General features: G+C 37.7%; 22 protein-coding genes and 1 tRNA gene. 12 read left to right on the forward strand and 11 right to left on the reverse strand.

The window, feature by feature from the left end:
- The first annotated feature begins 68 nt into the window (after positions 1–68).
- Entirely contained in the window at positions 69–1304 is a 1236-nt protein-coding gene (locus CFPU101_RS06850; RefSeq protein ID WP_206814575.1) for an LL-diaminopimelate aminotransferase, read from the forward strand.
- 44 nt (positions 1305–1348) lie between these two features.
- Here the strand turns inward: CFPU101_RS06850 and CFPU101_RS06855 are convergent, their stop codons facing one another.
- Entirely contained in the window at positions 1349–1750 is a 402-nt protein-coding gene (locus tag CFPU101_RS06855; protein WP_206814576.1) for a hypothetical protein, read from the reverse strand.
- 64 nt (positions 1751–1814) lie between these two features.
- Between CFPU101_RS06855 and CFPU101_RS06860 the strand changes: the two genes are divergently transcribed.
- On the forward strand, positions 1815–3053 hold the full coding sequence (locus CFPU101_RS06860; RefSeq protein WP_206814577.1) for a J domain-containing protein: 1239 nt from the start codon (positions 1815–1817) through the stop codon (positions 3051–3053).
- Here CFPU101_RS06860 and CFPU101_RS06865 read toward each other — a convergent pair.
- Positions 3022–3633 carry a molybdenum cofactor guanylyltransferase gene (locus CFPU101_RS06865; RefSeq protein ID WP_206814578.1) on the reverse strand — a complete coding sequence of 204 codons (612 nt, stop codon included), beginning with the start codon at positions 3631–3633 and terminating at the stop codon, positions 3022–3024. The two genes, CFPU101_RS06860 and CFPU101_RS06865, sit on opposite strands and share 32 nt — an antisense overlap.
- A 20-nt stretch (positions 3634–3653) precedes the next feature.
- Between CFPU101_RS06865 and CFPU101_RS06870 the strand changes: the two genes are divergently transcribed.
- Positions 3654–3974, forward strand: a complete 321-nt coding sequence (locus CFPU101_RS06870) for a hypothetical protein (protein WP_374191934.1) — start codon at positions 3654–3656, stop codon at positions 3972–3974.
- A 24-nt stretch (positions 3975–3998) separates the two neighbouring features.
- On the opposite strand, the gene CFPU101_RS06875 is transcribed toward CFPU101_RS06870, so the two are convergent.
- Complete coding sequence (locus CFPU101_RS06875; protein ID WP_206814579.1) at positions 3999–4949, reverse strand: NAD-dependent epimerase/dehydratase family protein; 951 nt, start codon at positions 4947–4949, stop codon at positions 3999–4001.
- Between the two features lie 245 nt (positions 4950–5194).
- Between CFPU101_RS06875 and CFPU101_RS06880 the strand changes: the two genes are divergently transcribed.
- Genes CFPU101_RS06880 through CFPU101_RS06890 form a run of 3 tightly spaced genes read left to right on the forward strand, consistent with a single transcriptional unit; the run spans position 5195 to position 7075 of the window.
- Positions 5195–5377 carry a hypothetical protein gene (locus CFPU101_RS06880; RefSeq protein ID WP_206814580.1) on the forward strand — a complete coding sequence of 61 codons (183 nt, stop codon included), beginning with the start codon at positions 5195–5197 and terminating at the stop codon, positions 5375–5377.
- A gap of 34 nt (positions 5378–5411) precedes the next feature.
- On the forward strand, positions 5412–6179 hold the full coding sequence (locus CFPU101_RS06885; protein ID WP_206814581.1) for an HAD family hydrolase: 768 nt from the start codon (positions 5412–5414) through the stop codon (positions 6177–6179).
- On the forward strand, positions 6176–7075 hold the full coding sequence (locus tag CFPU101_RS06890) for a glutaminase (RefSeq protein ID WP_206814582.1): 900 nt from the start codon (positions 6176–6178) through the stop codon (positions 7073–7075). Before CFPU101_RS06885 ends, CFPU101_RS06890 begins: the two co-directional genes overlap by 4 nt.
- Here the strand turns inward: CFPU101_RS06890 and recJ are convergent.
- Positions 7064–9031, reverse strand: a complete 1968-nt coding sequence (gene recJ, locus CFPU101_RS06895; RefSeq protein ID WP_206814583.1) for a single-stranded-DNA-specific exonuclease RecJ — start codon at positions 9029–9031, stop codon at positions 7064–7066. The two genes, CFPU101_RS06890 and recJ, sit on opposite strands and share 12 nt — an antisense overlap.
- A gap of 359 nt (positions 9032–9390) precedes the next feature.
- On the opposite strand from recJ, the gene CFPU101_RS06900 reads away from it, so the two are divergent.
- Genes CFPU101_RS06900 through CFPU101_RS06910 form a run of 3 tightly spaced genes read left to right on the forward strand, consistent with a single transcriptional unit; the run spans position 9391 to position 12675 of the window.
- Positions 9391–11343 carry a DDE-type integrase/transposase/recombinase gene (locus CFPU101_RS06900; RefSeq protein WP_206814584.1) on the forward strand — a complete coding sequence of 651 codons (1953 nt, stop codon included), beginning with the start codon at positions 9391–9393 and terminating at the stop codon, positions 11341–11343.
- A 6-nt stretch (positions 11344–11349) separates the two neighbouring features.
- Positions 11350–12258, forward strand: a complete 909-nt coding sequence (locus CFPU101_RS06905; protein ID WP_206814585.1) for an AAA family ATPase — start codon at positions 11350–11352, stop codon at positions 12256–12258.
- Between the two features lie 30 nt (positions 12259–12288).
- Positions 12289–12675: a hypothetical protein gene (locus CFPU101_RS06910; RefSeq protein ID WP_242577805.1), complete on the forward strand. Its 387-nt coding sequence runs from the start codon at positions 12289–12291 to the stop codon at positions 12673–12675.
- A gap of 288 nt (positions 12676–12963) precedes the next feature.
- Here the strand turns inward: CFPU101_RS06910 and CFPU101_RS06915 are convergent, their stop codons facing one another.
- The gene (locus tag CFPU101_RS06915) at positions 12964–13419 is read right to left on the reverse strand and encodes a hypothetical protein (protein WP_206814586.1); all 456 of its coding nucleotides are present in this window, start codon (positions 13417–13419) and stop codon (positions 12964–12966) included.
- Between the two features lie 265 nt (positions 13420–13684).
- Positions 13685–14062 (reverse strand): hypothetical protein, encoded by a 378-nt coding sequence (locus CFPU101_RS06920; RefSeq protein WP_206814587.1) that lies wholly within the window; start codon positions 14060–14062, stop codon positions 13685–13687.
- 389 nt (positions 14063–14451) lie between these two features.
- On the opposite strand from CFPU101_RS06920, the gene cas12k reads away from it, so the two are divergent.
- A complete protein-coding gene (gene cas12k / locus CFPU101_RS06925) occupies positions 14452–16524 on the forward strand; it encodes a type V CRISPR-associated protein Cas12k (protein ID WP_206814588.1) in 2073 nt (690 codons plus the stop codon).
- 1097 nt (positions 16525–17621) lie between these two features.
- Here cas12k and CFPU101_RS06930 read toward each other — a convergent pair.
- From CFPU101_RS06930 to CFPU101_RS06940, 3 genes are all read right to left on the reverse strand, one after another.
- Positions 17622–17693: transfer RNA gene (locus tag CFPU101_RS06930), tRNA-Gly, on the reverse strand.
- A 95-nt stretch (positions 17694–17788) separates the two neighbouring features.
- The gene (locus tag CFPU101_RS06935; RefSeq protein WP_206814589.1) at positions 17789–19666 is read right to left on the reverse strand and encodes a DNA-directed RNA polymerase subunit gamma; all 1878 of its coding nucleotides are present in this window, start codon (positions 19664–19666) and stop codon (positions 17789–17791) included.
- A 224-nt stretch (positions 19667–19890) separates the two neighbouring features.
- A complete protein-coding gene (locus CFPU101_RS06940) occupies positions 19891–20124 on the reverse strand; it encodes a hypothetical protein (RefSeq protein ID WP_206814590.1) in 234 nt (77 codons plus the stop codon).
- Between the two features lie 102 nt (positions 20125–20226).
- On the opposite strand from CFPU101_RS06940, the gene CFPU101_RS06945 reads away from it, so the two are divergent.
- A complete protein-coding gene (locus tag CFPU101_RS06945; RefSeq protein WP_206814591.1) occupies positions 20227–20430 on the forward strand; it encodes a hypothetical protein in 204 nt (67 codons plus the stop codon).
- A 398-nt stretch (positions 20431–20828) separates the two neighbouring features.
- Positions 20829–22499: an iron uptake porin gene (locus CFPU101_RS06950; protein WP_206814637.1), complete on the forward strand. Its 1671-nt coding sequence runs from the start codon at positions 20829–20831 to the stop codon at positions 22497–22499.
- 55 nt (positions 22500–22554) lie between these two features.
- On the opposite strand, the gene recN is transcribed toward CFPU101_RS06950, so the two are convergent.
- Together recN and CFPU101_RS06960 are read right to left on the reverse strand one after the other, a co-directional pair.
- Entirely contained in the window at positions 22555–24300 is a 1746-nt protein-coding gene (recN, locus tag CFPU101_RS06955) for a DNA repair protein RecN (protein WP_206814592.1), read from the reverse strand.
- A gap of 178 nt (positions 24301–24478) precedes the next feature.
- On the reverse strand, positions 24479–25765 hold the full coding sequence (locus CFPU101_RS06960) for an NYN domain-containing protein (RefSeq protein WP_206814593.1): 1287 nt from the start codon (positions 25763–25765) through the stop codon (positions 24479–24481).
- Positions 25766–25866: the final 101 nt, after the last annotated feature.

A 25866-nucleotide genomic window follows, 5' to 3' on the forward strand; every position in this document is an offset into this window, starting at 1 on the left:
TCAATAGTCAAGACAAGTGGCACACTGATCCAGTAAGCTGATCATAAGAGATGTGTACAACAGAAAACATGACCACGATTAACGATAATTACCTTAAACTAAAAGCTGGCTATTTATTTCCAGAAATCGCACGACGGGTTAATACATTTGCTCAAGCGAACCCAGATGCTAAAATTATTCGTCTTGGGATCGGAGATGTTACCGAACCCTTACCCGCAGCGTGTCGAACCGCAATGATCCAAGCTGTCGAAGATATGGGATCGCGCAATACTTTTAAAGGATATGGCCCCGAACAAGGTTATGCTTGGTTACGAGAAAAGATTGCAGAAAATGACTTTCATTCTCGCGGGTGTGTGGTTGATGCGGATGAAATTTTTATTTCTGATGGTTCAAAATGCGATACGGGAAACATCCTTGATATTTTTGGCGACGATAACACGATTGCTGTGACTGATCCCGTTTATCCTGTTTATGTAGATACGAATGTGATGGCGGGACATACTGGAGAAGTCAACGACAAGGGAGAGTATGAAGGGTTTGTTTATCTTCCCATTACAGCAGAAAATAACTTTACCGCCCAACTCCCGACACAAAAAGTCGATTTAATCTATCTTTGCTTTCCTAATAATCCTACTGGCGCAACCGCAACCAAAGAACATTTACAAGCTTGGGTGAATTATGCTAGGGAGAATCACTCAATTATTCTTTTTGATGCTGCCTACGAAGCTTTTATTAGTGATCCTAATCTACCTCATTCGATTTATGAAATTGAAGGGGCGCGAGATTGTGCGATCGAGTTTCGTTCTTTTTCTAAAACCGCAGGATTTACGGGTACTCGTTGCGCGTTTACGGTTGTTCCCAAAACCCTAACAGGGAAAGCTAGAAATGGTTCGGATGTCGAACTTCAGAAGCTTTGGAACCGTCGTCAGTCTACTAAATTTAATGGCGTATCCTATATCGTACAACGTGCCGCAGAAGCCGTTTACAGCGATGAAGGAAAAGCACAGGTTAAAGACTTGATTCGCTTTTATATGGACAACGCTAAAATGATTCGGGAAAAACTCACAGAAGCAGGTTTAAGTGTCTATGGTGGTATAAATGCACCCTATGTCTGGGTCAAAACACCACACGGGTTATCCAGTTGGGATTTCTTTGATAAATTACTGCATACTGCTAATGTTGTAGGTACCCCTGGTTCTGGGTTTGGCGCAGCAGGTGAAGGCTATTTTCGTATTTCAGCGTTTAATAGTCGAGAAAATGTCGAAGAAGCAATGCGACGAATTACTGAGAAATTTAAAGTCTAATAGAGAAGATTGAATGTAGGGGCTTGATTACCAAGCCCAATTTTCTATGAAATTGGTAAACTGGAAAAAACCTGTTTTACAATCCGTTGCGCTTTGGTTTCTAAACCCTGCCAATCCACCTCTCCAGTATCATCGAGTAAAGTTAGATCAATATCAACGTCTTGGCTAAACTCTGGATTATCCTGATTTTCTTGATTTAGACTAAAATTATAATCAAGAAAACAAACTTGGTAGCACAGATCCCAAATATCTACAATGACTGATTTACTGTTTTTCGTTAAAGATAATTTATATATAGGGTATGGCTCTTGAATTTCTTGATAGGTTCCTTGCCAAGTTGTGTTTTCTAATTCTTTACGAATATTATCGATTACTCTAATAAAAGCAGGTTGCATCAATATTTGCGCTTGTTCCCATGCCAGAATCGTTTTAAATTTCGGTTTCATAGCGAAATGATTAAACCATTTAATTTAAGTTACTAAGTCTTATTAATGAGCATAACGGAAATCGATGGCTAACCCTCAAAATTATTACGAAATTCTTAAAGTTCCTCAAGATGCCACGTTACAAGAAATAAAAATAGCATTTCGTCGTTTAGCTCGTCAATATCATCCAGATTTACACCCTAATCAACCAACAGCAACCGAACAATTTAAAAAGATTTGTCAAGCTTACGAAATTTTAAGCGATTCAGAACTTCGTCAAGAATATGATCTAAAAATTAATACTCCAGTAGAAAATTATCAAACTGAGCCAGAAAAAGTTTACGATCAAGAATTAGAAAATACACTAGAATATTATAATCGAGTTATTGCAAGAAATCCGAATTATTGGCCATCTTATCTTAAAAGAGCCGAGGTTTATTATCAGTTATATAAAGATAGTTCTGTTTTAGAAGATTGTCAAACCATTTTAAGAATTAATCCAAATTCTGATCAAGCATATTATTATTTGGGTTTAGCGCGTCAACGCTTGGGATATACGCAATCTGCGATTGATGCTTATACGAAAGCAATTCAATTATCTAACCAGCCTCAATTTTATCAACATCGAGGTTTAGCTTATGAAGAATTAGAGAATTACTCACAATCCATTAATGATTTTAGAATTGCAGTGAATCTCTATCAAAAAAATCAAGAGTTTCATTATGTTTCGACTCTACAACGAAAAATCGATAGTTTACTGAAGCAGAAGGAAAAAACGGAAAAACAGTGGATTAAAAATATATTTGAGCATACTTTAGGGATTTTATACAAATTTATTTCGGCATCATGGTTAATCATTAAACATCCTTTAGATGGATTATTATTAGCTTTTATGAGTTTGTCTAAAACTCAAGCTTTAATGATAGGTATTATTTATGGATTAATGGGTCTAGTGATTTGGAATGCGATTGTAATTCTACCAACATTAAATAAAATAGTTTTAGGTTTATGCTCTTTTGTTTTACTTCCAGTTTTATCTAATTTAGGAAGAATACTATCAAGAAGTTATGGACATTTAGCGAGTGACGTTTTTTTAGGTGGTTTTACAAGTTTATTGATTTCTATTATCTTTTACTTAAATCTAAACCCAACTCAATTACCCGAGGCTGTTTTATTAACTTTGACTGTTATTTTAGTGCTTTATCTGGGCTATAATCTGAAAAATGGTTATACTCAAATTACTAATCTTCCGCGTCCAATAGCCGTATTTTTAACATTTAGTATTTTATCTTTTATGATTTATTTTCTAATTGTTTGGTTATAAAGTTAAAATCTTCTGGAGTATTACAGTTGAGTAACACATCTGGATCACTTACGATTAAATGCTGTACATTAGATTGACTTAACCATCCTTGAAAAGAACGTCCGTTAAGTTTAATAAAATTTTGGAGTGAGGCAAGACAACTATAACGGTAAAATCCACATAAAGGTTGCCAGAGATTATCTTGTTTGGAAAGATAGGCAATTGCATCATCTGATACGCTAGGTAAAAAATTTGCCCATTGCTGAACTACATCACTTGTTAATAAGGGTAAATCACAGGCGAGTAACAGTATCCATTCTGTTTTCACTTGGGTTAAAGCGATTGAAAATGCAACTAAAGGGCCTTGAGTGGGTGTATTTTCTTGAATCATCTGGCACGATGGAGGAAGAATAGAGGTATATTTTTCAATCCAAGGAGTGACAACATACACTACAGATGCACAGTCACTAGCAACAGTATAAGTTCTTTGCAGTAGCGGTATTCCCTTAATATTGAGTAAAGCTTTATCTTGTCCCATACGAGAACTGATACCCCCTGCAAGAATGATCGCAGTTAGGGAACTCTTAGAATAGGAAGTCATTTTTTACCCTTAAACTCAAGATGATGAATAATTCTGATCCCTTTTACGAAACAAAACTTAATAAACTCCAGTTGATGCTTTATCTCCTTCCTGTTGTGGGTTGGATACCTGCCATATGGACACTTTACCACCGTCAAGGAAATTCAGCACAAAAGTCGATTAGTCGAATATCAGTTACGATAACGTTATCGTGGGCGATCGCTTATATTTTATTATGGACAAGTTCTAGTTTGACACTCCCAACCTATACTTTAAGATTACTGTATTTGAATGGGTTACTCACTTCGGGTTATTTTTTAGTTAGTTTAGGTTTGATTTGGCGTTTGTGGAAACGAAAATAAATGAGGAAAAAACTCCCTAACATATTATTGATACAATCCTTGAATCCATTCCCATTCTTTTGTTAAACCTTCCTCTAGAGAAACTTGAGGATTAAACCCAATTAATTGTTTAGCTTTAGTCGTATCTGCACCCGTATGACGTGCATCACCCATCGCTTGCTCTTGATGATCTCTTGTAATCGGATAACCGACAATTTCATCAATTTTATCTAAAACATCGCATAAAAAGACACGACTACCACCACCAATATTAAACACTTCTCCAATCGCTTCTTTACAAGTTGCTGCCGCTAAATTTGCAGCTACAGCATCACTGACAAAGGTAAAATCTCTTGTTTGTTTACCATCACCATAAATGGGAATCGAATCTTTTAAAATAGCTGCTTTAAAAAACTTATGGAATGCCATATCAGGACGTTGACGCGGGCCATAAACGGTAAAATAGCGTAAAGCAGTTACAGGAACACCAAAATTGTGATGATATAGCCAGCATAAACGTTCGGCGGCCAGTTTTGTAATTCCATAGGGTGAAACAGGTTGAGGACAAATGGTTTCAGGTGTGGGCAAAGTTTCAGCATTGCCATAGACTGAAGAAGTAGAAGCAAAAACCAATCGTTTTAATGTTTTTGTTTCTTTAGCCGCTTCCAAAATAATTTGTGTCGCGTTGATATTACGTTCGGTATAATGACGAAAGCCCATCCCCCAACTTGCTCTAACCCCTGCCTGGGCTGCTTGATGGTAAATTGTTTCAGTATCCTTAAGAAGAGTTAGCCAGTCTAGCTGTTGAATATCAGCTTCAATCAATTCAAAATCTTGGTATTGCTGTAGTAAAGTTACATTTTTTCGCTTCAGATTGGAGTCATAATAATCATTAAATTGATCGACTCCAATAACTTTTTCTCCTTGCTGTAACAAAGTTTCTGCCAAATGAGAGCCAATAAAACCCGCAACACCTGTAACGATATGAGTAGCCATTGAAGTTCCATCAATCAGAGGTTATCTTAAAACCGAGTCATAGGGACTAGATTACTTTGTGATTATCTTACAGCTTTTTTTACTTTTGATGGATACAATTTAGTTTTTGAAAATACCGATCTATCCGTAAATTTACGCAAATAGCCTTTCAGTGATAATAATCACCGTTTTGAGTGCATTTTTATCACCTTGCGTATTCTTAACCATACTACTATAGATATAAAGGCAATATCTTGACGAGCAAAATGGCTAGAGTCTCAAGTGAACCCCTACAACCTAATCCATTCACCACTTACCGTGATCCAAACACGGGGGCTTGGATTGTGGTTAAATCTCAATTAAATCTAGATATTTCTAGTGAACAAAACTTAAAATCTAGTCCGATTTATTCGAGTCATGAGCAATCATCGCCCGTTAAATCGAACTAATTTATAAGTACATTTTATTCATATTTTTTTATTTATGCAGCCTTTGTCTATCAAAAATGCTGACTTGAAACAAATTCGTTTAATTGCTACTGATTTAGATGGAACACTGACTCAATCGGAAAAGTTTAGTACAAGATTACTAGCAAAATTAGAACAGTTGGCTCAATATCAAATTGCTGTTTTAATTGTTACTGGACGATCAGCAGGTTGGGTAGATGGCATCAGAACCTATTTACCTGTTGTCGGTGCTATTGCAGAAAATGGCGGTTTATATTATCCATCTTCTCATGATGATCCAGAGATTTACATTTCTCTTAAAAATTTAACCGAACATCGTCAGGCTTTAGCAAAAATATTTGAAGAATTAAAAACATTTTTTCCCCATCTCACAGAATCTTTAGATAATTCGTTTCGTCTGACTGACTGGACTTTTGAAGTAGCTGGATTAACTTTATCTGAACTGGAAAAAATTAATCAGATTTGTCTAGAACAGAACTGGAGTTTTACTTATAGTACAATTCAATGTCATATCAAACCACTACAGCAAAATAAAGCAAATTGTCTGATACAAGTTTTAAAAACGTATTTTCCTCACCTAAGTTTATCAGAGATTATTACAGTCGGTGATAGTCTCAATGATGAATCTTTATTCAATCCAGTGTTATTTCAAAACTCAGTCGGTGTCGCCAATATTGTCCATTATTTACCCCAATTGAAATATCATCCTAAATATATAACTCATCAAGCTGAGTGTCAGGGTTTTTGTGAAATTGCCGATTTAATTTTATCCACAATTATATGACTAAACCTCTTAATTCAATTCCTCAAGAGCAACTTAATGAATGGGTAGAGCAAGCTAAACAAAAAGCACATCTTGGTAAGTTACCTAAATATATTCCCTTGCTTGGTCAAGCTGATCCAAATGAATTTATTTTTTCCATCCAAACTTTTGATAATTATCATTTTTCAAACGGCAATTTATCTAAAACTTTTTCTTTCATGAGTGTCAATAAAGTATTTTTATTGCTTTATTTACTTAATCAGTTAGGTAATAAATTTATTTTACAAAGAGTGGGGGCTGAAGCATCTGATTATCCGTTTAATTCCTTAAGTCAACTTCAATTAGATCAAGGTTTTCCCAGAAATCCTATGATTAATAGTGGTGCGATTACTTTAGCGGGTTTATTAGGAGAATATACCCTTGATGGCTGTGAATATTTACTAATGTGGTTAAATCATTATAGTGGCAGTCAGCTTTTTTTAGATGAAGATATGCTTGAATCTGTCCGCTCTTTACCTAATCCTAAAAATCAAGCTTTAGTAGATGAATTATTTAAAAGAGGAGCAATCAAAAATCCTGAAAATGCTCTAGATACTTATCAAAAAATATGTTGTCTGTCAGGAAATATTACTGATTTAGCGAATATAGGATTGATGATAATTCAGTGTTCTAAAATTCAAGACAAAACACGCCAAATCGTACAAGAAATTATGCTGAATTGCGGTTTGTATGAAGATTCAAAAACGTTTGCTTCAAAAACGGGTTTTCCGAGCAAATCAGGGGTTAGTGGTGCGATGTTATCTATTGTCCCTCAACAGGGTATTATTGCTTGTTACAGTCCACCTCTGGATGAAAAAGGTAATTCTGTAGCAGGAGTCTTCTTAATCGAAAAAATAGCCGAATTTTTAAACGGATAAAGCGGCTAAAGCTTCTTTAATTAATTGATAATAATGAGGTTGTGTCACATCAACTGATTCAGCCGTTTCTCGATTCATTCCTAATAAACCCGAACGATGTCCCCGACGAATAGATAAAACTTTTCCTTCCTCATTTCTAATCCTTAATTCGTCTATTTCTTGCCATAGACTACAATTATAAGCTCGTCCCTTGTATTGAAAACTTGCTTTTTGAATTCCATTATTATTGATTTGAGGTAATCGTATTCCCACAATTTCTAATTCAATATCTATATTCCCATTCCAATACTTTTCACGGAGTTTGTAAGCGACATCAAGGCGAGATGGAAGTGGAAAATATTGGCTCCAACGCCAAGCGATCGCTTTGATTTGACTACCATCCTCTTGTGCTAAAGTCACTTTTAAATGATTCTTTCCGACAATTCGCTGTTCCGTCACTCTCACATTTTCTGTCCAAAACACAGGAAAATCATTCCCAATTCCCCAAGGTTGTAAACTATCAATTTGTTGATAGAGTGCAGTATTTAATTGATTAAAATTAGCTTGGGCATCAATTTTAACTAAAGGTTTGAGATGTTCACTTTTAAGACATTGATGAGCAAACTGACTTAAACGCTGTTTAAATAAATTTAGATTGTCACTGGGTAAACTGAACCCTCCTGCTGCTTGATGTCCCCCAAATTTACCCAAAATATCTCGACAAAATTCTAAAGCTTCAAAAACATGAAACTCTGGTATACTCCTGGCTGATCCTCTAATTTTAGTAGCATCTCCTTCTTCATAAGTTCCGATAAAAACTGGAACCCCATAACGTTCCACCAAACGAGAGGCAACAATTCCAATTACTCCATGATGCCATTCTGGATGTACCACGACTAAAACCCGATCGTTTTTCCAAGGTATTGGTGTCTCCTCGACCAGTTGAACCGCTTCTAATTCTATTTGTTCACACAATATTTGACGCTGACGGTTAATTTGTTCACATTGCATCGCTCTTTCTAAGGCTATTCCAGCTTCATCAGTCGTCAGGAGTTCGATTACGATTTGCGGATCACCGATACGTCCTACAGCATTAATTCTAGGGCCTAATCTAAATCCAATATCATCGGGTTTGACTTGTTTTTGTTCATCACTGACTCCCGACATTTGCATCAATGCTTGTACCCCTGCTAGTTTAGATTGAGGAAGTTTTTTTAAACCCCGTTTTAACCAGCGACGGTTTACCCCGATTAATGGGGCTAAATCTGCTATTGTACCTAGTGTATATAGTTCTAAGAGTTGATCTGTCAATCCCTGTAATTTCCCTAAGTGTTGCGCGGTACTGACAGCAAGAATATATGCAACTCCGACACCTGCTAAACCTAAATATGGGGAGTGTGGAGAAAGTAATTTAGGATTGAGAATAGCATCGGCAGGCGGTAACATTTCGGGTAGGTCGTGATGATCCGTCACAATAACCGTTAATCCTAATTCTATAGCACGTGCGATCGGTTCATACGCTGAAATGCCATTATCTACCGTCAGAATCATTCCAACACCTGCATCGGCGCATTCTTCAACAATTCGCGTATTAATTCCGTATCCTTCCTTCATACGGGAGGGAATGGCATAATCAACATCAGCCCCTAAATGGGTGAAAGCTCGGATTAGTAATGCAGTACTGGTCATGCCATCTGCATCATAATCACCACAGATTATAATCTTATCTTGAGTAGCGATCGCTTCAGCTAATAAGTCTACACTCAATTTCAGATCCCGAAATTCAGTTAAAGGAGAGGGTAAATTTTGTGTTTCAGGATTAATATAAGTATGCGCTAAATCTAAAGTACGGATCTCTCTGTTCAATAAAACTTGAGCGACGAGGGGAAATAACCCTGTACTTTGCACTAAATGTTCAACCCCTTCTAGATTAGCTTGAGCGATGAACCACCGTTGATCGGGTAAAGAATGCGACATTTTTTATTCGTAGCGTAGCAGATTCTAAATTCTTATTTTCGCGCTCTTATGCATATTTTTGACAAAATCATCAATAATATTAATGTTTCAGTGTTTGTCATCTGATGTTATGATTTAACTCAAAACTTGTACATTAAAGACTTATTTGTCCAATTGTCCCTTTTTTAAAGACTTATTTGTCCAAGACAAAATTACTCTAAACCTTTACAGTATAGACGATACAAGCAAAATTAGTTTACCCATACTCATTTAAGCGGTTGGAAAACGAATTTGTTCTTTTTCCCCAAGTAAGGGACAATTGTTTAAAGACTTATTTGTCCTTTTTGCCAAAACTGTCTCCTTTTTCATAAGTATAGTTTATGAGTTCTTCGTCAACCCTAGAACAGGTAGAACAAGAATTATTATCACAGAAAGACTATCTTATCCTCGAAGAATCTTTTGAAGATGCGAGTGAAAAGCTAGAATTTCTAATGAAATATCAAGCAGTTATTGAAATCAGGCAAGCTAGTCGTCAGGATAAGCAAAAGCTTATCAAACAATGGGCGAAGAAACTAGATAAAAGCGAAAGAACAATTACTAGGCTCATAAATAATGTCGATAAAAAAGGACTAGCTGCTTTAGCTCGTCAAAAGCGTAGTGATGATGGCAGATTAATGGGGTCTTCTCAATGGAAAAAGAACCGCCAAGAAGAATGGGAAAGTAGAGAAGAAGCAATCGCTTATTGGACTAGGTACATACAGGATACTTATAACAATGGAATTAAAGCCAGTCGTCGGATTTCAGCGCATCAAGTTCACGTACTACTGAAAAGTCATGCCAAATTAGATTTAGGTTTAAAGAAAGGAGAATACCCATCTCATGTCTTTGTCTACAAAATTTTAGAACCTCTTACACCAGATAAAAAGCCGAGAATCCGTCGTCCCTGTCAAGGCCCTGACATCATTATTAAATGCTATTGCAAACATAGTAAAGAAGAGAAAATATTTGAAGAAATCGTTGTCAATCGTAGTAATTTAGTTTGGCAGATAGACCATACCCGCTTAGATAACTTATTAGTAAATATAAATGGGGAAAGAGTCGGAAGTTTAAATATTACATCTGTCGTCGATACCTATTCAGGTTGCGTAATGGGGTTTCATCTCGGATTTGATGCAGCAGGTTCTCACGAAGTTGGATTAGCCTTACGTCATGCCATCCTTCCCAAGCAATATAGCTCAGAGTACAATCTTCGGAAAGAATGGGAAGTGTATGGTCTTCCTGAATATCTTGTAACCGACAATGCCAAAGAATTCCATTCAGAACATCTTAAACGTATTGCCAGTCAACTAGATATTAAACTACGATATCGAGCGTATGTAGAACAAGGAGCCGCAGTAGAACGACCGTTTAAGAATTTTAAAACAGAAGTAGCGGCTTTACTGCCTGGATACAAAGGGGGGAATCTTCAAGAACGTCCTCATGATGCGGAGAAATGGGCTTGTCTAACTTTTGAAGAATATGAACAAATATTAGTTCGGTTTGTAGTTGACCATCACCTTTATCATTCCTATCCGCGACAAGAAGATAAAACGCGCTTGATGATGTGGCATGAAGGGTTAGAGGAAAAACCAAAAATTCCTAATGAAAGAGAGTTAGATATCTGTTTATTAAAAGAAAGTCAACCCAGAAACATAGAAGACAGGGGAACGATTAACTGTTTTGGACTAATCTATCAAGCAGGATGGGTCAAAGATGAGGAAGGATTACCGTATTACAGCGTGAAAGATAATTTCCTTTTACCCTATTTAAAACAAAGAGTTAGTGTAGTGTTGAGGTACAATCCTGACAATATCATCGAAGTGTTGGTTTATACGGCAGAAGTTGATGGTCAGCCATCTCAGTATTTAGGGACTGTTCGGGTCAGGGATAGAAGGGAAGAACAACTCTCTTTTAAGGAATGGGAAATCATCAAGAAAAAGAGAAGAGAAGGAAAGGAAAATCTTGACCAATCCTCTCTCCTACAAGAGAGAAAAGATTTAATGTCTTTTTCTAATGAAAAAGTCGCACAAAAGAGAAAAAGAAGCAAGCCAAAAACACAAGAGTTACGAAGAGAAGAGCAAAACAGAATTAATCAAGAAACTCGTTCATCTAATGTTGTTCCATTTCCATCTAAGAATACAAAAGCTCAAGAATTAGAAAATGTAGAGTCGTTAAAAGAAGAAGATGAAGTCTGCTATGAACAGGACACATCTGCGCCTGGAAACTTAATTGAAGCGAGTCCTGTACTGTTTGTCATTCCTGATTTAGATGATTTTTTCGAGAGTAATTGGTAAAAAACGATGGCTCAAACGAAGGTAGCGAAACAAAAACAAGTAAGTGAGTCTTCTGTAGCCAATTCACAAGACTTTATCAGAAAGCAGCAAAATTTTACCCTAGAGCAACTTCAAGAGATTGAACGAATTGGGCAAATTTCTCCTTATGTGGGATTAGCAAGAGATCTAGAGTTATTTGATTGTTTGAATCATTGGCGAGATTTGAGAATCTGTGGAAAAGTCAGAACGTTGGATACTTTAGGATTATCTAAAGCATTAGCTGTTTATTCTGAAGCTAACACTAGACGAAAAGGAGGATTGATTCAAGTTCCTGCTTCTGTGGTTTATCTTGAGGCAGAAGAGAAGTTTACCGAAAAAGATATTTTGTTATCCATTCTGTTATTTTTATCAAATCCTTTTCTGTTTGGAACATTGCGAGATTTAAGAAAACGAGTCCGAGGAACACTCAAAGACTATAAAGTTAAAAATATCATCGTTAATAATGCTCATTATTTATCTTATGCTGAGTTTAATGAATTGATGACGATTTTTAAGCATTTAGATATTTCGGTAGTTTTAGCAGGATTGCCTCGTTTAGATAGTACTTTAGATCCAAAATCGGTCAGTCAAAAAGAAAAGTTTGTCTGTATTAATGATACGTTTAGACAAAGATGTAGTTACTACACTTTATCTTTGGCAGATACGATAACAATTGTTGAAAAGTGGGAAAGTTTAGCCTTAATAGGCACAAAACCGATGAAGCTTGCCGAGAACCAGGAAATTGTCAGAAAATTACATCAAGCTTCCGAGGGAAAACTGAGGTTATTGTATGAAAATTTGCGGGAAGTGGTGACATGGTACATAAAACATCCGAAAGCGCAAATTAATCATTTCAACGTTACTAAGGCTCTAAGTCTTGATTACGAGGCGACATGAATAAATTAGCGATAATTTTAGGAGACTTCGATGGAAAAGGAAGAATTACAAAGATCGATTCGCTATCTACCGCATTATGAGGGTGAGAGTATCAGCCATTATCTAGGACGTTGGATGCGGAAGGAATCGGTGAGTATTGCTAAATTGTCAGCTTTGAGTAGACAGCTTAAATTAGGGACAACTTTAGGGCGATGGGAGCGTTTTTATTTTAATCCACCACCGAGTGAGGATGAGTTAGCTAGATTAGGGGAGATCATAGATTTGGAGATGGATAGGTTACGATTGTTGTTTCCACCAATAGGAGAAACTATCAATCCTGAGTCGATTCGACTATGCGCTGCTTGTTATACCGAGATGCCCTATCACGTTTGCAATGGCAGTTTCAATCGACGGCAGGGTGTGAACAGCATCGCTTAAGGTTGCTATCTCGATGTCCTGGCTGTGGAGAACGATTTCCGATTCCGTCACAATGGGGCAAAGTTGCGTGTAAGCGTTGTGGGATGCCCTTCAAGTCGATGGCGAAATGGCAGAAGGGTTATTGAGATTAACATTCTCCTTCACCTATTCATATATCACCTTTAGCTCTTAACAGATAATTACTCTATAGCAACGTGCATAGGCTTTGTTAGATTATGTATGCTATGTCAATGATTTCTTTAAAACTAAATAAAACTGTCTGTATTTCTTTTTTGGCCGTCACGATCTCTAATCTCCTTGACAAGCTTTAACATATTTACTCAAAAGATCTAAGGGGTCTGCTGTTCGTGGATCAACAATAATACTCAAAGGGTCGATTAATTGAGGGTGTTTTAGGGTAGATGCTCCAAAACATGGAGGTGTATTAGTTGGCTTTTCAATAGATTGAGTTAAAAAGATTTCGATTTTAGCTTTAACTTGATTGTCTAACTTTGGATCTTTAATAAAAGTGATAGATATTTTTAAGTTATCTATCACTTTCTGAATACAGCAACTAGGAGGTAGACTTAAATCTAATTCACGATTTATTTGTGTACAAGCATCACCTAATAGCGTTCTAAGTTTAATCATTAAATTACTTATAATTTTTCGGCGTTCAATATCGCTATTAGTACAGGGTAGATATATGCTCTGCTCAACAATTTTTCTTTGACTATCTTCATTTACATCCTGAATGTAATTCATCCTTTATTCCTTCTAATTTTTCTTCGAGAAATATTTAGAACTTTGTTATGTTATATCGCTTCCAAGTCTCGAAGGGATTTAGGCTAAAAATTGGTGATGGAGGGCAAAAATTCAATACCCTCATCTACCTTACAATACTGTTACAAGCTGTTACTTTGGTAAGTCACTTAGAAAATTAAAGTTTCAACATTCAACAGATTACAATGATTTGAACACTTTAAGCGAGTATCAATATAAACTTCACTATTTAACAAGAGCTTATATTTTAGTCACTAGATAGTCCTAAAGCATCTAAAACATGACCAACAGATACATTTTTCAGGCTTAGCGTAGTCCTTGAAAATACTCTTTCTGCAGGAACCTTTATGGAACCAGAATACTGCTTATTTAGAAGGTGAGCAACTGCTATTAGAGGAGCATCATGAATACATATGCTAATCTCTGAGTCAACCGTTTTTGTATTAATATTTTGTGCAGATGCTCCTTCGTTTGTACTTACTAACTCAAGTTCAGCAAAACCATAGCCACAGTAGCATGTACAACTTCCATCTGGCTCTCCTGCACACACACAGGCAACCCCAGGCTCATTTCGACAGCGAGCTTCACAAGCCCCCTGACTACAAGTTATAAAATCATCAGCCATTACGTATATCTCCATCAAAATATATAGTTACTTAGCAAACCAATGACATAAACTTTTTCAATTGCTTTATAACAAAGGTTGCGAAAACTTTCCTGATAACAATCATATAGAGAATAACATCGAGAAACTTTCAACAATAACAGGCTAGAGAGTTGTCTTGTTCGTGAAACATTCACCGATATCGCTCTATAGAACGATGTTTCTAAAAGTTCTTTGAACAAGTTATATCATGAATTGGTAAGCTTTATTCTCTCAAAACAGAAAAAGCTACATACAATAGAAAATCATTAAAAATGCTCACTTCTGCAAAAATTAAGCTTTTTCAAAGAAGTTAGCCATTAAACTTAACAGTTTAATCGAACTATCATGATGGATATGGGAAAAAAGCCATGTCTGACCAACCATCCCAAAACACCGAAAGAACCGTTCAATGTCTCCTCAAAGCATCCGAAGACACCCTAAAACAACTCTGGACTTGGATGCAACAGACCACTGAACTCATCAACAACCTTCTACAACACATTCAAGCCCATCCCGACTGGGATAAATGGTTATCCCAAGGAGGAATACCTCCCACTGTCATCGATTCCTTCATCAAGGCCGCAAAACAAGAGCCTCCCTACTCGGAGATGCCCAGTCGCTTTCCGCTTTCAGCCCAAAATCTGGTCAAGGAGATGTATCAATCGTGGTTTGAAGTACAACGGCGCAAACGATTTATCCTAGAAAAAAAACAACAGTTCTTAGCCATATTGAAAAGCGATGAAGAACTACAAGCCCAAAGTGGAGTCACCTTCAACGAACTATGCCAAAAAGCAGGAAAACTCCTGAAACAGACCCAGGAAAAATTAGAGAAAGAACGCCAGCAAAATAACCAGCCCTCACCCACCACCGATAAAGAGGTCTTTCAAGAACTGTCCAATGTCTTCTACCCCGCCTACGATACTGCTAAAACTCCCTTAAAACGATGTATCATCGCTCTACTGATTAAAAATAACTACAAAATTCCTCAATCACCTGAAGACCCTCAAAAGTACGCACAGAGACGCAAAAGCAAAGAAATTTACACTGCAAAACTGCAAGAACAACTCAACGCCAAAACTCCCAAGGGTCGTCGTATCAACTTTGATGACTGGTTTGATATTCTTGATAAAGCCCAAGAACCCATCACTGAAGTCAAAGACTTTAGAGAACTTCAAGCAGAAATTCTCAGAAAATTCTTTCCCCTTTCCTATCCTGTTAGCTTTCCCAGTAATACAGACCTGACATGGTTTATCAATTCCCAAGGTAGAATTGTCCTGAAGTTACACGGCATGATTGAAGGATACGATTATGAATTTGAAATCCAGTGCGATAGACGACAACTGCCTATCTTCCAACGCTTCGTCCAAGATTCCGAACTCTATCGGCAGCATAAGAAACACATCCCTACTGGTCTGATGCTGCTCCGTTCTGCCCGTTTAGTTTGGACGGAAGGTAAAGCTAAAGACCCTCTATTACTTCAAACTTGCCCTTGGAACATCCATCATCTCCATCTGCACTGTTCTATCGATACCCGTCTCTGGACTGAAGGAGGAACAGAAATTGTTAAAGCCCAAAAAATCGCTCAAACGAAAAAAGCGATTGATAACTTTGAAACCAAAGAGAAACTACAAGAAAACGGACTATCCCCCCAACAACAATCTCGTCTAAAATCCAATCAAACCTCTCTCAAACTACTGGAAAATCACGATGTTTTCACTCCTGTCAAGAAACCTATTTATCAGGGGAATCCTAATATCGTTTTAGGAGCCAGTATCGGACTTGAACAAGTTGTTACCATTGCCATTATCGATATCTCTACCCTCGAAGTCCAAGCGTACCGAAAACCCAGACAACTCTTAAGCAAGAAACGTAAAGTCAAAGCCAAACAGCCGCCTCTGAATCGATTTGAAGAACAGGCTTTAACCTATCATTATCAAGAAATTACAGATTATCAACGTTTTGTCGCCCTTCGTCAAAAAAAACATCGTCGCCAACACGAACGTCATAAAGCACAGAGACGAGGAGCTTCCAAAGCTTTTCAAGAATTACATGAAGAAGCTCAACAAAGACTATACATTAACCGACTTTTCGCTCTTGAAATTATCGAAATTGCTCAACAATACCAAGTAAGTACCATTATTCTGCCAGACCTTAAGTACAAGCGAGAAATTATCCAGTGTGAAATGCAGGTTAAAGCCGAACTTAAATTTCCCAAACAGAAAGAGCTTCAAGAAAAATACATTAACGCCCCCCTAACTCAAATAAACGAATGGAATTATGCACAACTGAGTGAATGTATTCGCAGTAAAGCTATTTCTACAGGAATCAACATCGAAGTCGTTCAGCAAGCCACTCAAGGCGACTTCTACCACAAAGCCAGAGAACTCGTTTATAGCTTCATTACAAAACAAAAAGAAGCTAGTAAGGTTCCAGCCCAATGAGCCTATAATCTGAACTATAACAGCACCAAAGCTATGCCGTAAAAAGCATTTGCATCTTTGGAGTCAGGGTTTGTTTGATAACTTAGCTTATCTTACTTTCTGAACCCTAGAGTCCTGCTCACACCTGAAGCTGAGTCTGAATTTCTCTATATAAGGCTGATAGGTTGCACCCAGCAAAAGGTAGTCTTTGTCCGTTGAGGAAAAATAGCCGTTAATCGTTGTGATTCCACAGACAAGATGCAGTTAGATCTATTGGAAGAGGATACGAAGGCCGTACCGAAGATCATATCATTATCTGATGTCATTCAACTCAGGTAGTGAGGGAGCCATACTCTCAGTGGCGGGACTGAATCACTCCTTCGGGAGAACTTTTCTAAGGTTCACTGACAAACCTAAAGAGGGGGAGAAATCCGCTCGATGGTTGGTCAAAAGCCTAAATCCCTTGTCTTGCCTATTTCATGTTTGTTCGCTTGATGTAACAATACATGATTTTAGGGGTGAAAATTCTCAAAAATTTGAGATCTGCCAATTATGAGGATAAAAAGATTGTGGAATAAAGGCTCTTTGTGGGAAGTGTTTCAATCGTCTTCTCACATTGGGAGATGTTGAAAGACACGAGGGAATCCGTCATCGTTTGTGATTACTTTGAGTTTCAATCGTCTTCTCACATTGGGAGATGTTGAAAGGCTCAGACTGAAAACCAGTCTGCTATCGTTCAATCAGTTTCAATCGTCTTTCCCTACTGGGAGATGTTGAATACTATTGTCACAATCATCCTCTCTCAAACGCTAAAACAAACGAAAAGTTGAAAGGAACGTCATCTTCCCAATTCTTTGAACTGATAAGAGCAACTTATCAGTTTTTGATTCTATGGACTTAAAGTAGTTCATAATTACTGATCGGACAAATAACTCTTTAAACTCAATTAAAGCACTTAAAAAACTGTCAGAATTAACTGTTCAACATTTGTTTAAAATCTGTTGATGCTAGTATTCATCATAATTACAAGCATTTATCTAACTGAAGATTGGACAAATAAGTCTTTAAAAAAGCTGATTCGGACAAATAAGTCTTTAATGTACAAAACTAGATTAAAAAGCGGGAGATGGGACTCGAACCCACGACATTCACCTTGGGAAGGTGACGTTCTACCACTGAACTACGCCCGCTTATTGTTAGAGAATTCTATTATATCTAGAAAAGATCATAGAAAAAAGACAGAGAAAGAAATGATCTCCCTGTCTTTAAGATATTTAATCAATACCTATGCAACTAAGGCATCTTGAACGGTTTTGTTGTAAATAATTCGTCCTGCGGTAGTACGAATATATTGACAAATCACTTCACCGTTTTCATCTTCTCTAACTTTGCGTTCCCGATAATGCTTCCAAATGGTTCCATCGGTCATTTCTTCAGTTTTTAAAACTTCGGTATCGGGTTTATCGGTCATCACAGGCCCATCATGGCGTAACCATACAGAAGCGTGTAACTCTAATAATCCATGTTCGTAGGCTTTGAGGGCATCGTCTAAATTACCGAAATAACGCCCCGCACCTTTGGTTGCACTGGGGTTTTCTGCGGTCAAATAGTAACAACCAAGCACCATATCTTGAGAAGGTGCCACAATGGGACGACCCGTCGCAGGAGATAGGATATTATGACACGCTAACATCAATAATCGGGCTTCTGCTTGAGATTCTAAGGATAATGGTACGTGTACCGCCATTTGGTCACCGTCGAAGTCTGCGTTAAATGCGGGACAGACGAGGGGGTGTAACTGAATGGCACGTCCTTCTACAATAATGGGTTCAAATGCTTGAATTCCTAGACGGTGTAGTGTCGGTGCGCGGTTTAATAAAACTGGGTGTCCTGTAATGACTTCTTCGAGAACATTCCAAATTGTTGGATCTCCTCGTTGAATCATCTTTTTCGCCGCTTTAATATTATTCACAATATTGAGACGAATTAGGCGATGAATCACAAAGGGTTGAAATAATTCGATCGCCATTTCTCGAGGTAGTCCACACTGATAAATCTTCAGTTTTGGCCCGACGACAATAACGGAACGTCCAGAGTAGTCAACCCGTTTACCTAAGAGGTTTTGACGGAAACGACCTTGTTTACCTTCGATAATATCGGATAAGGATTTCAGCGCACGGTTATTCGCACCGACTACTGTGCGTCCTCGACGACCATTATCGATCAATGCGTCTACAGCTTCTTGTAACATCCGTTTTTCGTTACGGACGATGATTTCTGGGGCGAGAATTTCCTGTAGACGGGATAAACGGTTATTTCGGTTAATCACCCGACGATAAAGATCGTTTAAGTCAGAGGTGGCAAAACGTCCGCCATCAAGTTGTACCATTGGGCGCAAGTCGGGAGGAATGACGGGAATCACTCCTAAGACCATCCAGTCAGGTAGTGAGCCAGTAGCGATAAAATTATCGATGACTCGCAAGCGTTTAATTAGTTTAGCCCGCTTTTGTCCTTTGCTGTCTACAATCTCTTCGCGTAATTTTTCGGCTTCTTCTTCTAAATTGATTTCTTGAAGTAGTCTTTCGATCGCTTCTGCACCAATTCCGACTTCAATTCCGACTAATTCCGAATCTTCTGCATAAATCTGTTCTTCAATTTCTAGCCATTGATCTTCAGTCAGTAGTTGTTTGTACTGAAGATTTCCCGCGTTACCTGGTTCTAGAACGACATAAGCATTAAAGTAAACAATTTGTTCGACATCCCGCAGAGGCATATCTAACAAAATACTTAAATAACTGGGAATTCCTTTAAGATACCAAACGTGAGTGACTGGGGCGGCTAGTTTAATAAAACCCATGCGGTGACGACGCACGCGAGATTCTGTTACTTCTACGCCACATCGTTCGCAAACTATCCCCCGATGGCGTACACGTTTATATTTACCGCACCAGCATTCCCAGTCTTTCGAGGGGCCAAAAATCCGTTCACAAAATAACCCATCCATTTCGGGTTTCAGGGTACGGTAGTTGATGGTTTCTGGTTTGGTGACTTCTCCGACTACAATGCCATTAGGTAGTGTTCTTTCGCCCCAATGACGAATTCTTTCTGGAGAGGCTAAACCGATTTTTACATAGTCAAACCGTTGATCTGCTGGGGTTTTCATTCTGATGTCTGTTGTAAGTTAAAAACTAAAAGAAAGCTTAAGGCTAAAGTCGTTTGAGGACTTGGAAATCGCTTGGGATTAAGAAGGGTTTTTTACATTAGATCAATAAGATTGGTACCACAAATGTTTGACTCAGATAGACTGAACCTATGATCTTTTATTATACTACTTTTTACTCATTGTGGGTTAATAGAGCCGAAAGTGCCTATTTGACCGATTCACACTTAGTTTAATTGTAAATGCTTTTTGCTCCGTTTTAAGTCATGCCAAAGGTGTTTCACTTGATGATAAGCGTCTGGAGTAGACATCTTACCGCCTGTGTGTAAACCCGCAATCAACGAAACTCGATTCGCAAATTCTTGTAAATTTGCGTTAAACGCCAAGTTTTCGGGAGAAAAATCCCCATAATAAGAACTTCTTGGGCAAATAAAATCATCTTTAATTCTTTTATTGTCCATGACCCTACCCCAGTTAGCCTTTGTGAATCCCTTTCTTTATTGTACCTTCTTAACCTATTATTAATCTATGCTTAATCTAGTGATTGTCAAAAAAATTACAAAATGCCCAGAGTTGGTAACTTAATTCGAGTTTTGCATCCTGAATATGCCGCAGGAATTTTAGGATATATCCAAGCTCAAGAGTCTTCGGGACGCTGGTTAATTCGTTTACTGGATAATCCTCTAGAAAACACAAACGAACCGCTAATCCTTTCTCTAGAAGAATCAGACTTTGAAGTGATTGACTCACCTCTGCTCGATTCTTAGATGCGGTTTTTGCATGGATGATTGCTCTTTTAAAATAGTTAAAAGTATTAAAAAAATCTTAATTAATTAACAGTAAGGTCTATGCTTCGGATGATGCTTCAGCTAATAATAGTAAGCCATGTGTAGACGGTATACAAGATTTTTCAAGAGTTAAACGAATTTTAAACAAGAGTGACACTTTTTAAATTGGCATAAGGTAAGAAAGGAAGTCTTTGAAGAAGGCGAAAAGCTTGTAGAATAAGGATTTGGCGGTTATCACTCCATAAAATTGAACGAGGTTATCCAAATTGGGAAGTTTTCCCATAGAATAGTGGTATGGTTTTTTCTAAAAGCCGTACAATTGAAATAAAATTCAATCCATTTTAGGTGTGAGGATTGACACTATGTCTAAGTTTTCTATGTCCAAATTTTCAGAGAACCTGCTCAAAGCTACGCCCTTAGTTTTAGGTGCCTCATTTTTAGCGGCTTCTAATGCGTTGGCGGCTCCTAGTGAATCTAGAGAAGTCAAGAATAATAACGTTTCTTTCAACCAGGATTTATTACTAGCTCAAGCGGCTCCTCAAGCTCCAGCTACAGAAGCAGAAGTATTAAATCAAATCAATCGCTACAATAACAAGCGTTTTGATTCTGGCATCTATAACAATCCGATGTCCCAAGTCACCAGCGTTAACCAACTACGTGACGTTGAACCCACCGCCTGGGCGTTTGAAGCCCTCCGTAGCCTAGTCGAGCGTTATGGTTGTATCGTTGGTTATCCCGATCGGACTTTTCGTGGTAACCGTGCTTTAACTCGTTGGGAATTTGCAGCTGGTTTAAACGCTTGTCTGAACGTGATGGAACGCTTAATCCAAGAAGGTGTAGGTGTTCTACGTGAGGACATTGATAAACTCAAAAGACTCGCTCAAGAATTTGAATCCGAATTAGCGGCTCTTGGTGCCAGAGTTGATAACCTAGAACAGCGCGTTGCTTTCCTAGAAGATCACCAATTCTCAACCACCACCAAACTAAAAGGGGAAGTTATCTTCAGTATTGCTGATACATTTGGTGATGCAGTGGGTAGTAATAGTGATAAGAGTCAAACCGTATTCCAAGATCGGGTTCGTCTGAACTTTGAAACCAGCTTTACAGGGAAAGATTTACTAAGAACTCGTTTACAAGCGGGTAACTTTGGTGGTAATCGTTTCGATGCTGATGGTGTAACGGGAACTAATATGACCCGTCTCGCCTACGACGATGGTACTGGTAATAACGTTACGATCGATGACTTGTGGTATCGTACTGGACTTGGCCCTGTCACTCTTTGGGTTGGTGCGAGTGGCTTAAACCTAGATGACGTTTTTGACACAGGTAACCCCTTCCTCTCTGATAGCGGAATTGGTGCGCTCTCTCGTGGACAAAGATACAACAACCTACTCTATCGCGCTCCTTCTGGTGCTGGTGCTGCTCTTCGATTTGGTAACGATATCTTTAGCATTACGGCGGCTTATTTAGGAAGTGAAGCGTCTGACCCAACAGAAGGTAACGGTTTATTCAACGGTAACTACTCTGCTGGTGGACAAATTGGCGTGAACTTATTCAACAACAACTTGAAACTGGCAGCGACCTACATTCACTCCTATCAGCAAGATGCTGGTTTGTTTGGTGATATTACCAGTGTAAATTCAGAGTTACCATACTTCTCTGATACACCGATGAATGCCGATCGTTATGGTCTACAAGCCAGTACTAAAATCGCCTTTGTTAACTTAGCTGCTTGGGGTGGTTACGCTAACATTCATTCTGAAGATAAAGATGTCAATTTTAATAACAGAGAGGCTTGGACTTGGAACGTTAACGCTTCTTTAGTCGATCTCTTTGTTGAAGGCTCATTATTCTGGGTTGGTGGTGGTATGCCTCCGCAAATTTATCAAGGAGGAGCTACTTCATACATGGCTGAAACTGGCTTCAGAATCCCTGTCACCCGAAATATCTTTGTTACTCCTGGCGCATACGTGATCTTTAATCCAGAAAGTAGCGGAAATAATGACACTTTATTTGTTGGTGTTCTCCGTACCACTTTCAAATTCTAATGTGTTAGTTTTTTAAATTAAGTAGGGGTTTGGTGATGAGCCAAGCCCCTATTTTTTAAGTTAATTGAGGTTTTCTCTGCATCGCGGCTTTCATTAATAGAGATTCAGCAAAGGCACGAGCTTCATCAGCCGAATGTCCCCCAGTTAAGAAAGCGAGTTCATCCCGTCGAGTTTGGAGGCTATCGAGAGGAGTCACACGAACAACCGTCCGAATTTCTGATAAATCTTCAGATAAGACCGACGTTTCTTCAATAATTTGTTTGACCACTCTAAAATGAGCATCCGCCATCGCAGCGACTAAAGGTTGATGGGTCACACATAACACTTGATGAGTTTGACTGAGTTGGTAGAGTTTATCTGCGATCGCTTGGGTCACTTTTCCCGATACACCCGCATCAATTTCATCAAAAATCAGCGTTTCTGACTGAGCTTGGGCTTGAGAAAAACAGGCTTTGAGGGCTAGTAAAAATCGGCTCATTTCCCCACCAGAAGCCGTATTAGACAAGGGTTGCATCTTTTCCCCTTGATTGGGACTAAAATAAAAAATCACACTATCTGCACCTGTAGACGACGGGGGACAAGGGGTAATTTGACAAGAAAAAATGACCTTATCCATGGCCAAGGGTTGTAGTTCCTTGACTAACTGTGTTTCTAATTTTTTAGCGGCTTGTTGTCTGTGTTCAGTTAATTTTGCACAAGCTTCTTTTAAACGTTCTTCAGCTTCAGTATAGTTTTTTTCTAATTCTTCAATCGTTTGACCTTGATCGGTTAACTCGTTTTTTTCTTGTTGGAGTTTTTCGTAATAGGTGATTACTTCTGATAGTGTTGAGCCATATTTTCGGCAAATTCGCTTTAGTAAAACGATGCGTTCCTCGACTTCGGCTAATCGTTCTGGATCTGCTTCTTGTTGATCGCCGTAGGTATTGATTAAATGTCCCGCATCAACGACTAAATTTAAAGCACTATGAACCATTTCTAAAATCGACTCAACTTCTGGATCATAATTAACCATATTGACTAGAATGGATTCTACTTGACCCAGAGAATCAGTCACCGAAAATTCACCGCGATCGTTTTGATAAAGAAGTTGATAAGCTTGATAGCTAGACTGCTGTAAATCGACTACATGAGATAGTCTTTCGAGTTCAAGTTCAAGTTGACTTAATTCATCTGGATCATTTAAGCCAACTGTTTCTAATTCTTGGAGTTGATATAAAATTAAATCTAATCTTTGTAAACGTTGTTGTTCGGAATGGCGACGATTATTCAACGTTTGTTCAGCCGTTTTGTATGTATCATAGGATGCTTGTACTTGCTGGCGTTGTTGATTTAATCTTACTCCACCATATAAATCTAATAACTCTCGCTGGATGGTAGAGTTCATGAGTTGAACGGTTTGTCCTTGTGCCGTAATTTCCACAAGACGATCGCGCAATTGCGAGAGTTGCTGACGGTTCACCAAAACGCCATTAATTCTAGAACGTGATCTTAAAGTGTTGCCAACGAGAGTTAATTCTCGACTCGCGACTAAGTTTCCATCTTCTAGGGGTTCAATTTCTTGGGCGTTTAACCATTCTTGCAAGGATGAATTGACTTGAAACGTAGCTTCAATCATTGCTTGGTGCTTTCCTTGACGTATCAAACGGCTAGTTGCTTTACCCCCTAATACTACATCGATCGCATCGAGAATAATTGATTTTCCTGCACCTGTCTCGCCCGTGAGGACGTTTAAACCTGAATTAAAGGTTAACTCTAGCTGATCGATTAACGTAAAATTTTTAATTTGCAATAAAGCAAGCATGAAGTTTGAATGAATCACTGAACAGGCTCAATCTTTAGTCTATTCATTTTTTGATCAATTGAGTACCTTCATCGGGAAATCAGATCAAAATTTCTTAACATATTATTTTAAATTTGTCAAGATCAATAGACGCTTTTTAGAAAGATTATCTTTTATACATTTTATTTTAGACATTAATTTATAAATTTGCGGTAATTAAATTAAAGATATCTATTCTAAAATTTGAACCCCAAAACGAAGATAATTTATTTTGCATTGCTTCTTTAACTTTTTTAATAATTGAATCTGGATTATTGTATTCTGTTTTTAGCGTTAAAGTTTGCTCAGAAAGCACGCTATTCTCTGGTTCCCGCTCAAAAATATCCGCATTAATAAGTGTTAAAACAACTGAATTAATTCTTTCACTATCTAAGTCTTTATGAAAATCATTTAAGTATTCTAATAGACCATCTAAATTATAAGGATTGTTCGGTAATGAAGCTAAACTTAATGAAATACTTTTTAAATCTTGAGGATGTACAATTTTAAAACTTGGTTTACTACTTGACAAGATAGAAAGATAATTTTCGGGTGAATATAAATAATCTTGGCTAAGATCTTCCAAAGCCTCAAAACCTTTTATTTCTGTTTTGCGATGGGCGATTTTAACTTCAAAATTATCTGATTTTAAAACATGAACTTCTGTATGACTACAAAAAAATCTCAGAAAATCTATAAATTTAGCAAATCCTAAACTCGAACAATTAAAATCTTCAATCCCATATTTAAAAGCTTCTTTAATCACAGAAAGATGAATGCCATTTTTTAATAATTCCTTTTGGCTTTCTAGATCTTTGATCAACCAATTAATAATTTCTTTGGATTTAATAATCATTTCAGGTTTGCTTTGCGTCGTTAAACGGCTAATCTGTTCCGACATTCGCAAAACTTTAGGATTAGTAATTTTTAATGTTTTACCTAACTCTAAATTTTCGGGTTCGGCTTCTTCGGGTTCATCAATTCCAATAAAAATATCACACACCGATTCAAAAATTTTATTAGTTGAAGATTTATACGCACAGCCAATCACATATTTCCCATATTCATGTAGTTTTTTGGCCAGTGTAGAAAATCCTCCATCTCCAGAGACAATCACAAAAATATCAATTGTATTTCTAAGATAAGCAATATCGATTGCATCGACAGCGAGTTGAATATCGGCTGCATTTTTCTTTTGATTTCGACCAAAGCCAAAAATTTGAATCGGGTCAATCCCTAATTCATTTATTTCACCTTTCATAATAGTTAATCTCGGATCACTCCAGTTGGCATAGGCTCTTTGTATCGTTACTCTCTCAATGGGTGAAGTATTTTTAATCTGGCTATAAATAGCTTTTAAAGAAATACTATTGATAAAATTTTGAGATGAACCATATCCTTTAAGAAGATTTTCAATATTATAGAAAATAGCGGCATATTTAGGCATAAATCACTAAACCTATTGAATTTTTAAACCAGTAATCTTAGATTTTGACATCTATCTTAGATGCTAACTGCTCAACTCGATAACCCTTACGGTATTTACCT

Source organism: Chroococcus sp. FPU101, assembly GCF_017312365.1.
In the GTDB taxonomy this organism is placed as follows: domain Bacteria; phylum Cyanobacteriota; class Cyanobacteriia; order Cyanobacteriales; family Microcystaceae; genus Chroococcus.

Excerpts from the sequence above, each read along its gene's own strand:
- CFPU101_RS06875 (WP_206814579.1), bottom strand. The coding sequence starts at position 4,949 with ATGGCTACTCATATCGTTACAGGTGTTGCGGGTTTTATTGGCTCTCAT.
- CFPU101_RS06860 (WP_206814577.1), top strand. The coding sequence starts at position 1,815 with ATGGCTAACCCTCAAAATTATTACGAAATTCTTAAAGTTCCTCAAGAT.
- CFPU101_RS06950 (WP_206814637.1), top strand. The coding sequence starts at position 20,829 with ATGTCCAAATTTTCAGAGAACCTGCTCAAAGCTACGCCCTTAGTTTTA.
- CFPU101_RS06890 (WP_206814582.1), top strand. The coding sequence starts at position 6,176 with ATGACTAAACCTCTTAATTCAATTCCTCAAGAGCAACTTAATGAATGG.
- CFPU101_RS06855 (WP_206814576.1), bottom strand. The coding sequence starts at position 1,750 with ATGAAACCGAAATTTAAAACGATTCTGGCATGGGAACAAGCGCAAATA.
- CFPU101_RS06850 (WP_206814575.1), top strand. The coding sequence starts at position 69 with ATGACCACGATTAACGATAATTACCTTAAACTAAAAGCTGGCTATTTA.
- CFPU101_RS06880 (WP_206814580.1), top strand. The coding sequence starts at position 5,195 with ATGGCTAGAGTCTCAAGTGAACCCCTACAACCTAATCCATTCACCACT.
- CFPU101_RS06935 (WP_206814589.1), bottom strand. The coding sequence starts at position 19,666 with ATGAAAACCCCAGCAGATCAACGGTTTGACTATGTAAAAATCGGTTTA.
- CFPU101_RS06915 (WP_206814586.1), bottom strand. The coding sequence starts at position 13,419 with ATGAATTACATTCAGGATGTAAATGAAGATAGTCAAAGAAAAATTGTT.
- CFPU101_RS06960 (WP_206814593.1), bottom strand. The coding sequence starts at position 25,765 with ATGCCTAAATATGCCGCTATTTTCTATAATATTGAAAATCTTCTTAAA.
- CFPU101_RS06865 (WP_206814578.1), bottom strand. The coding sequence starts at position 3,633 with ATGACTTCCTATTCTAAGAGTTCCCTAACTGCGATCATTCTTGCAGGG.
- CFPU101_RS06870 (WP_374191934.1), top strand. The coding sequence starts at position 3,654 with ATGATGAATAATTCTGATCCCTTTTACGAAACAAAACTTAATAAACTC.
- CFPU101_RS06885 (WP_206814581.1), top strand. The coding sequence starts at position 5,412 with ATGCAGCCTTTGTCTATCAAAAATGCTGACTTGAAACAAATTCGTTTA.
- CFPU101_RS06940 (WP_206814590.1), bottom strand. The coding sequence starts at position 20,124 with ATGGACAATAAAAGAATTAAAGATGATTTTATTTGCCCAAGAAGTTCT.
- cas12k (WP_206814588.1), top strand. The coding sequence starts at position 14,452 with ATGTCTGACCAACCATCCCAAAACACCGAAAGAACCGTTCAATGTCTC.
- CFPU101_RS06905 (WP_206814585.1), top strand. The coding sequence starts at position 11,350 with ATGGCTCAAACGAAGGTAGCGAAACAAAAACAAGTAAGTGAGTCTTCT.
- CFPU101_RS06910 (WP_242577805.1), top strand. The coding sequence starts at position 12,289 with ATGGAAAAGGAAGAATTACAAAGATCGATTCGCTATCTACCGCATTAT.
- CFPU101_RS06900 (WP_206814584.1), top strand. The coding sequence starts at position 9,391 with ATGAGTTCTTCGTCAACCCTAGAACAGGTAGAACAAGAATTATTATCA.
- CFPU101_RS06920 (WP_206814587.1), bottom strand. The coding sequence starts at position 14,062 with ATGGCTGATGATTTTATAACTTGTAGTCAGGGGGCTTGTGAAGCTCGC.
- CFPU101_RS06945 (WP_206814591.1), top strand. The coding sequence starts at position 20,227 with ATGCCCAGAGTTGGTAACTTAATTCGAGTTTTGCATCCTGAATATGCC.
- recJ (WP_206814583.1), bottom strand. The coding sequence starts at position 9,031 with ATGTCGCATTCTTTACCCGATCAACGGTGGTTCATCGCTCAAGCTAAT.
- recN (WP_206814592.1), bottom strand. The coding sequence starts at position 24,300 with ATGCTTGCTTTATTGCAAATTAAAAATTTTACGTTAATCGATCAGCTA.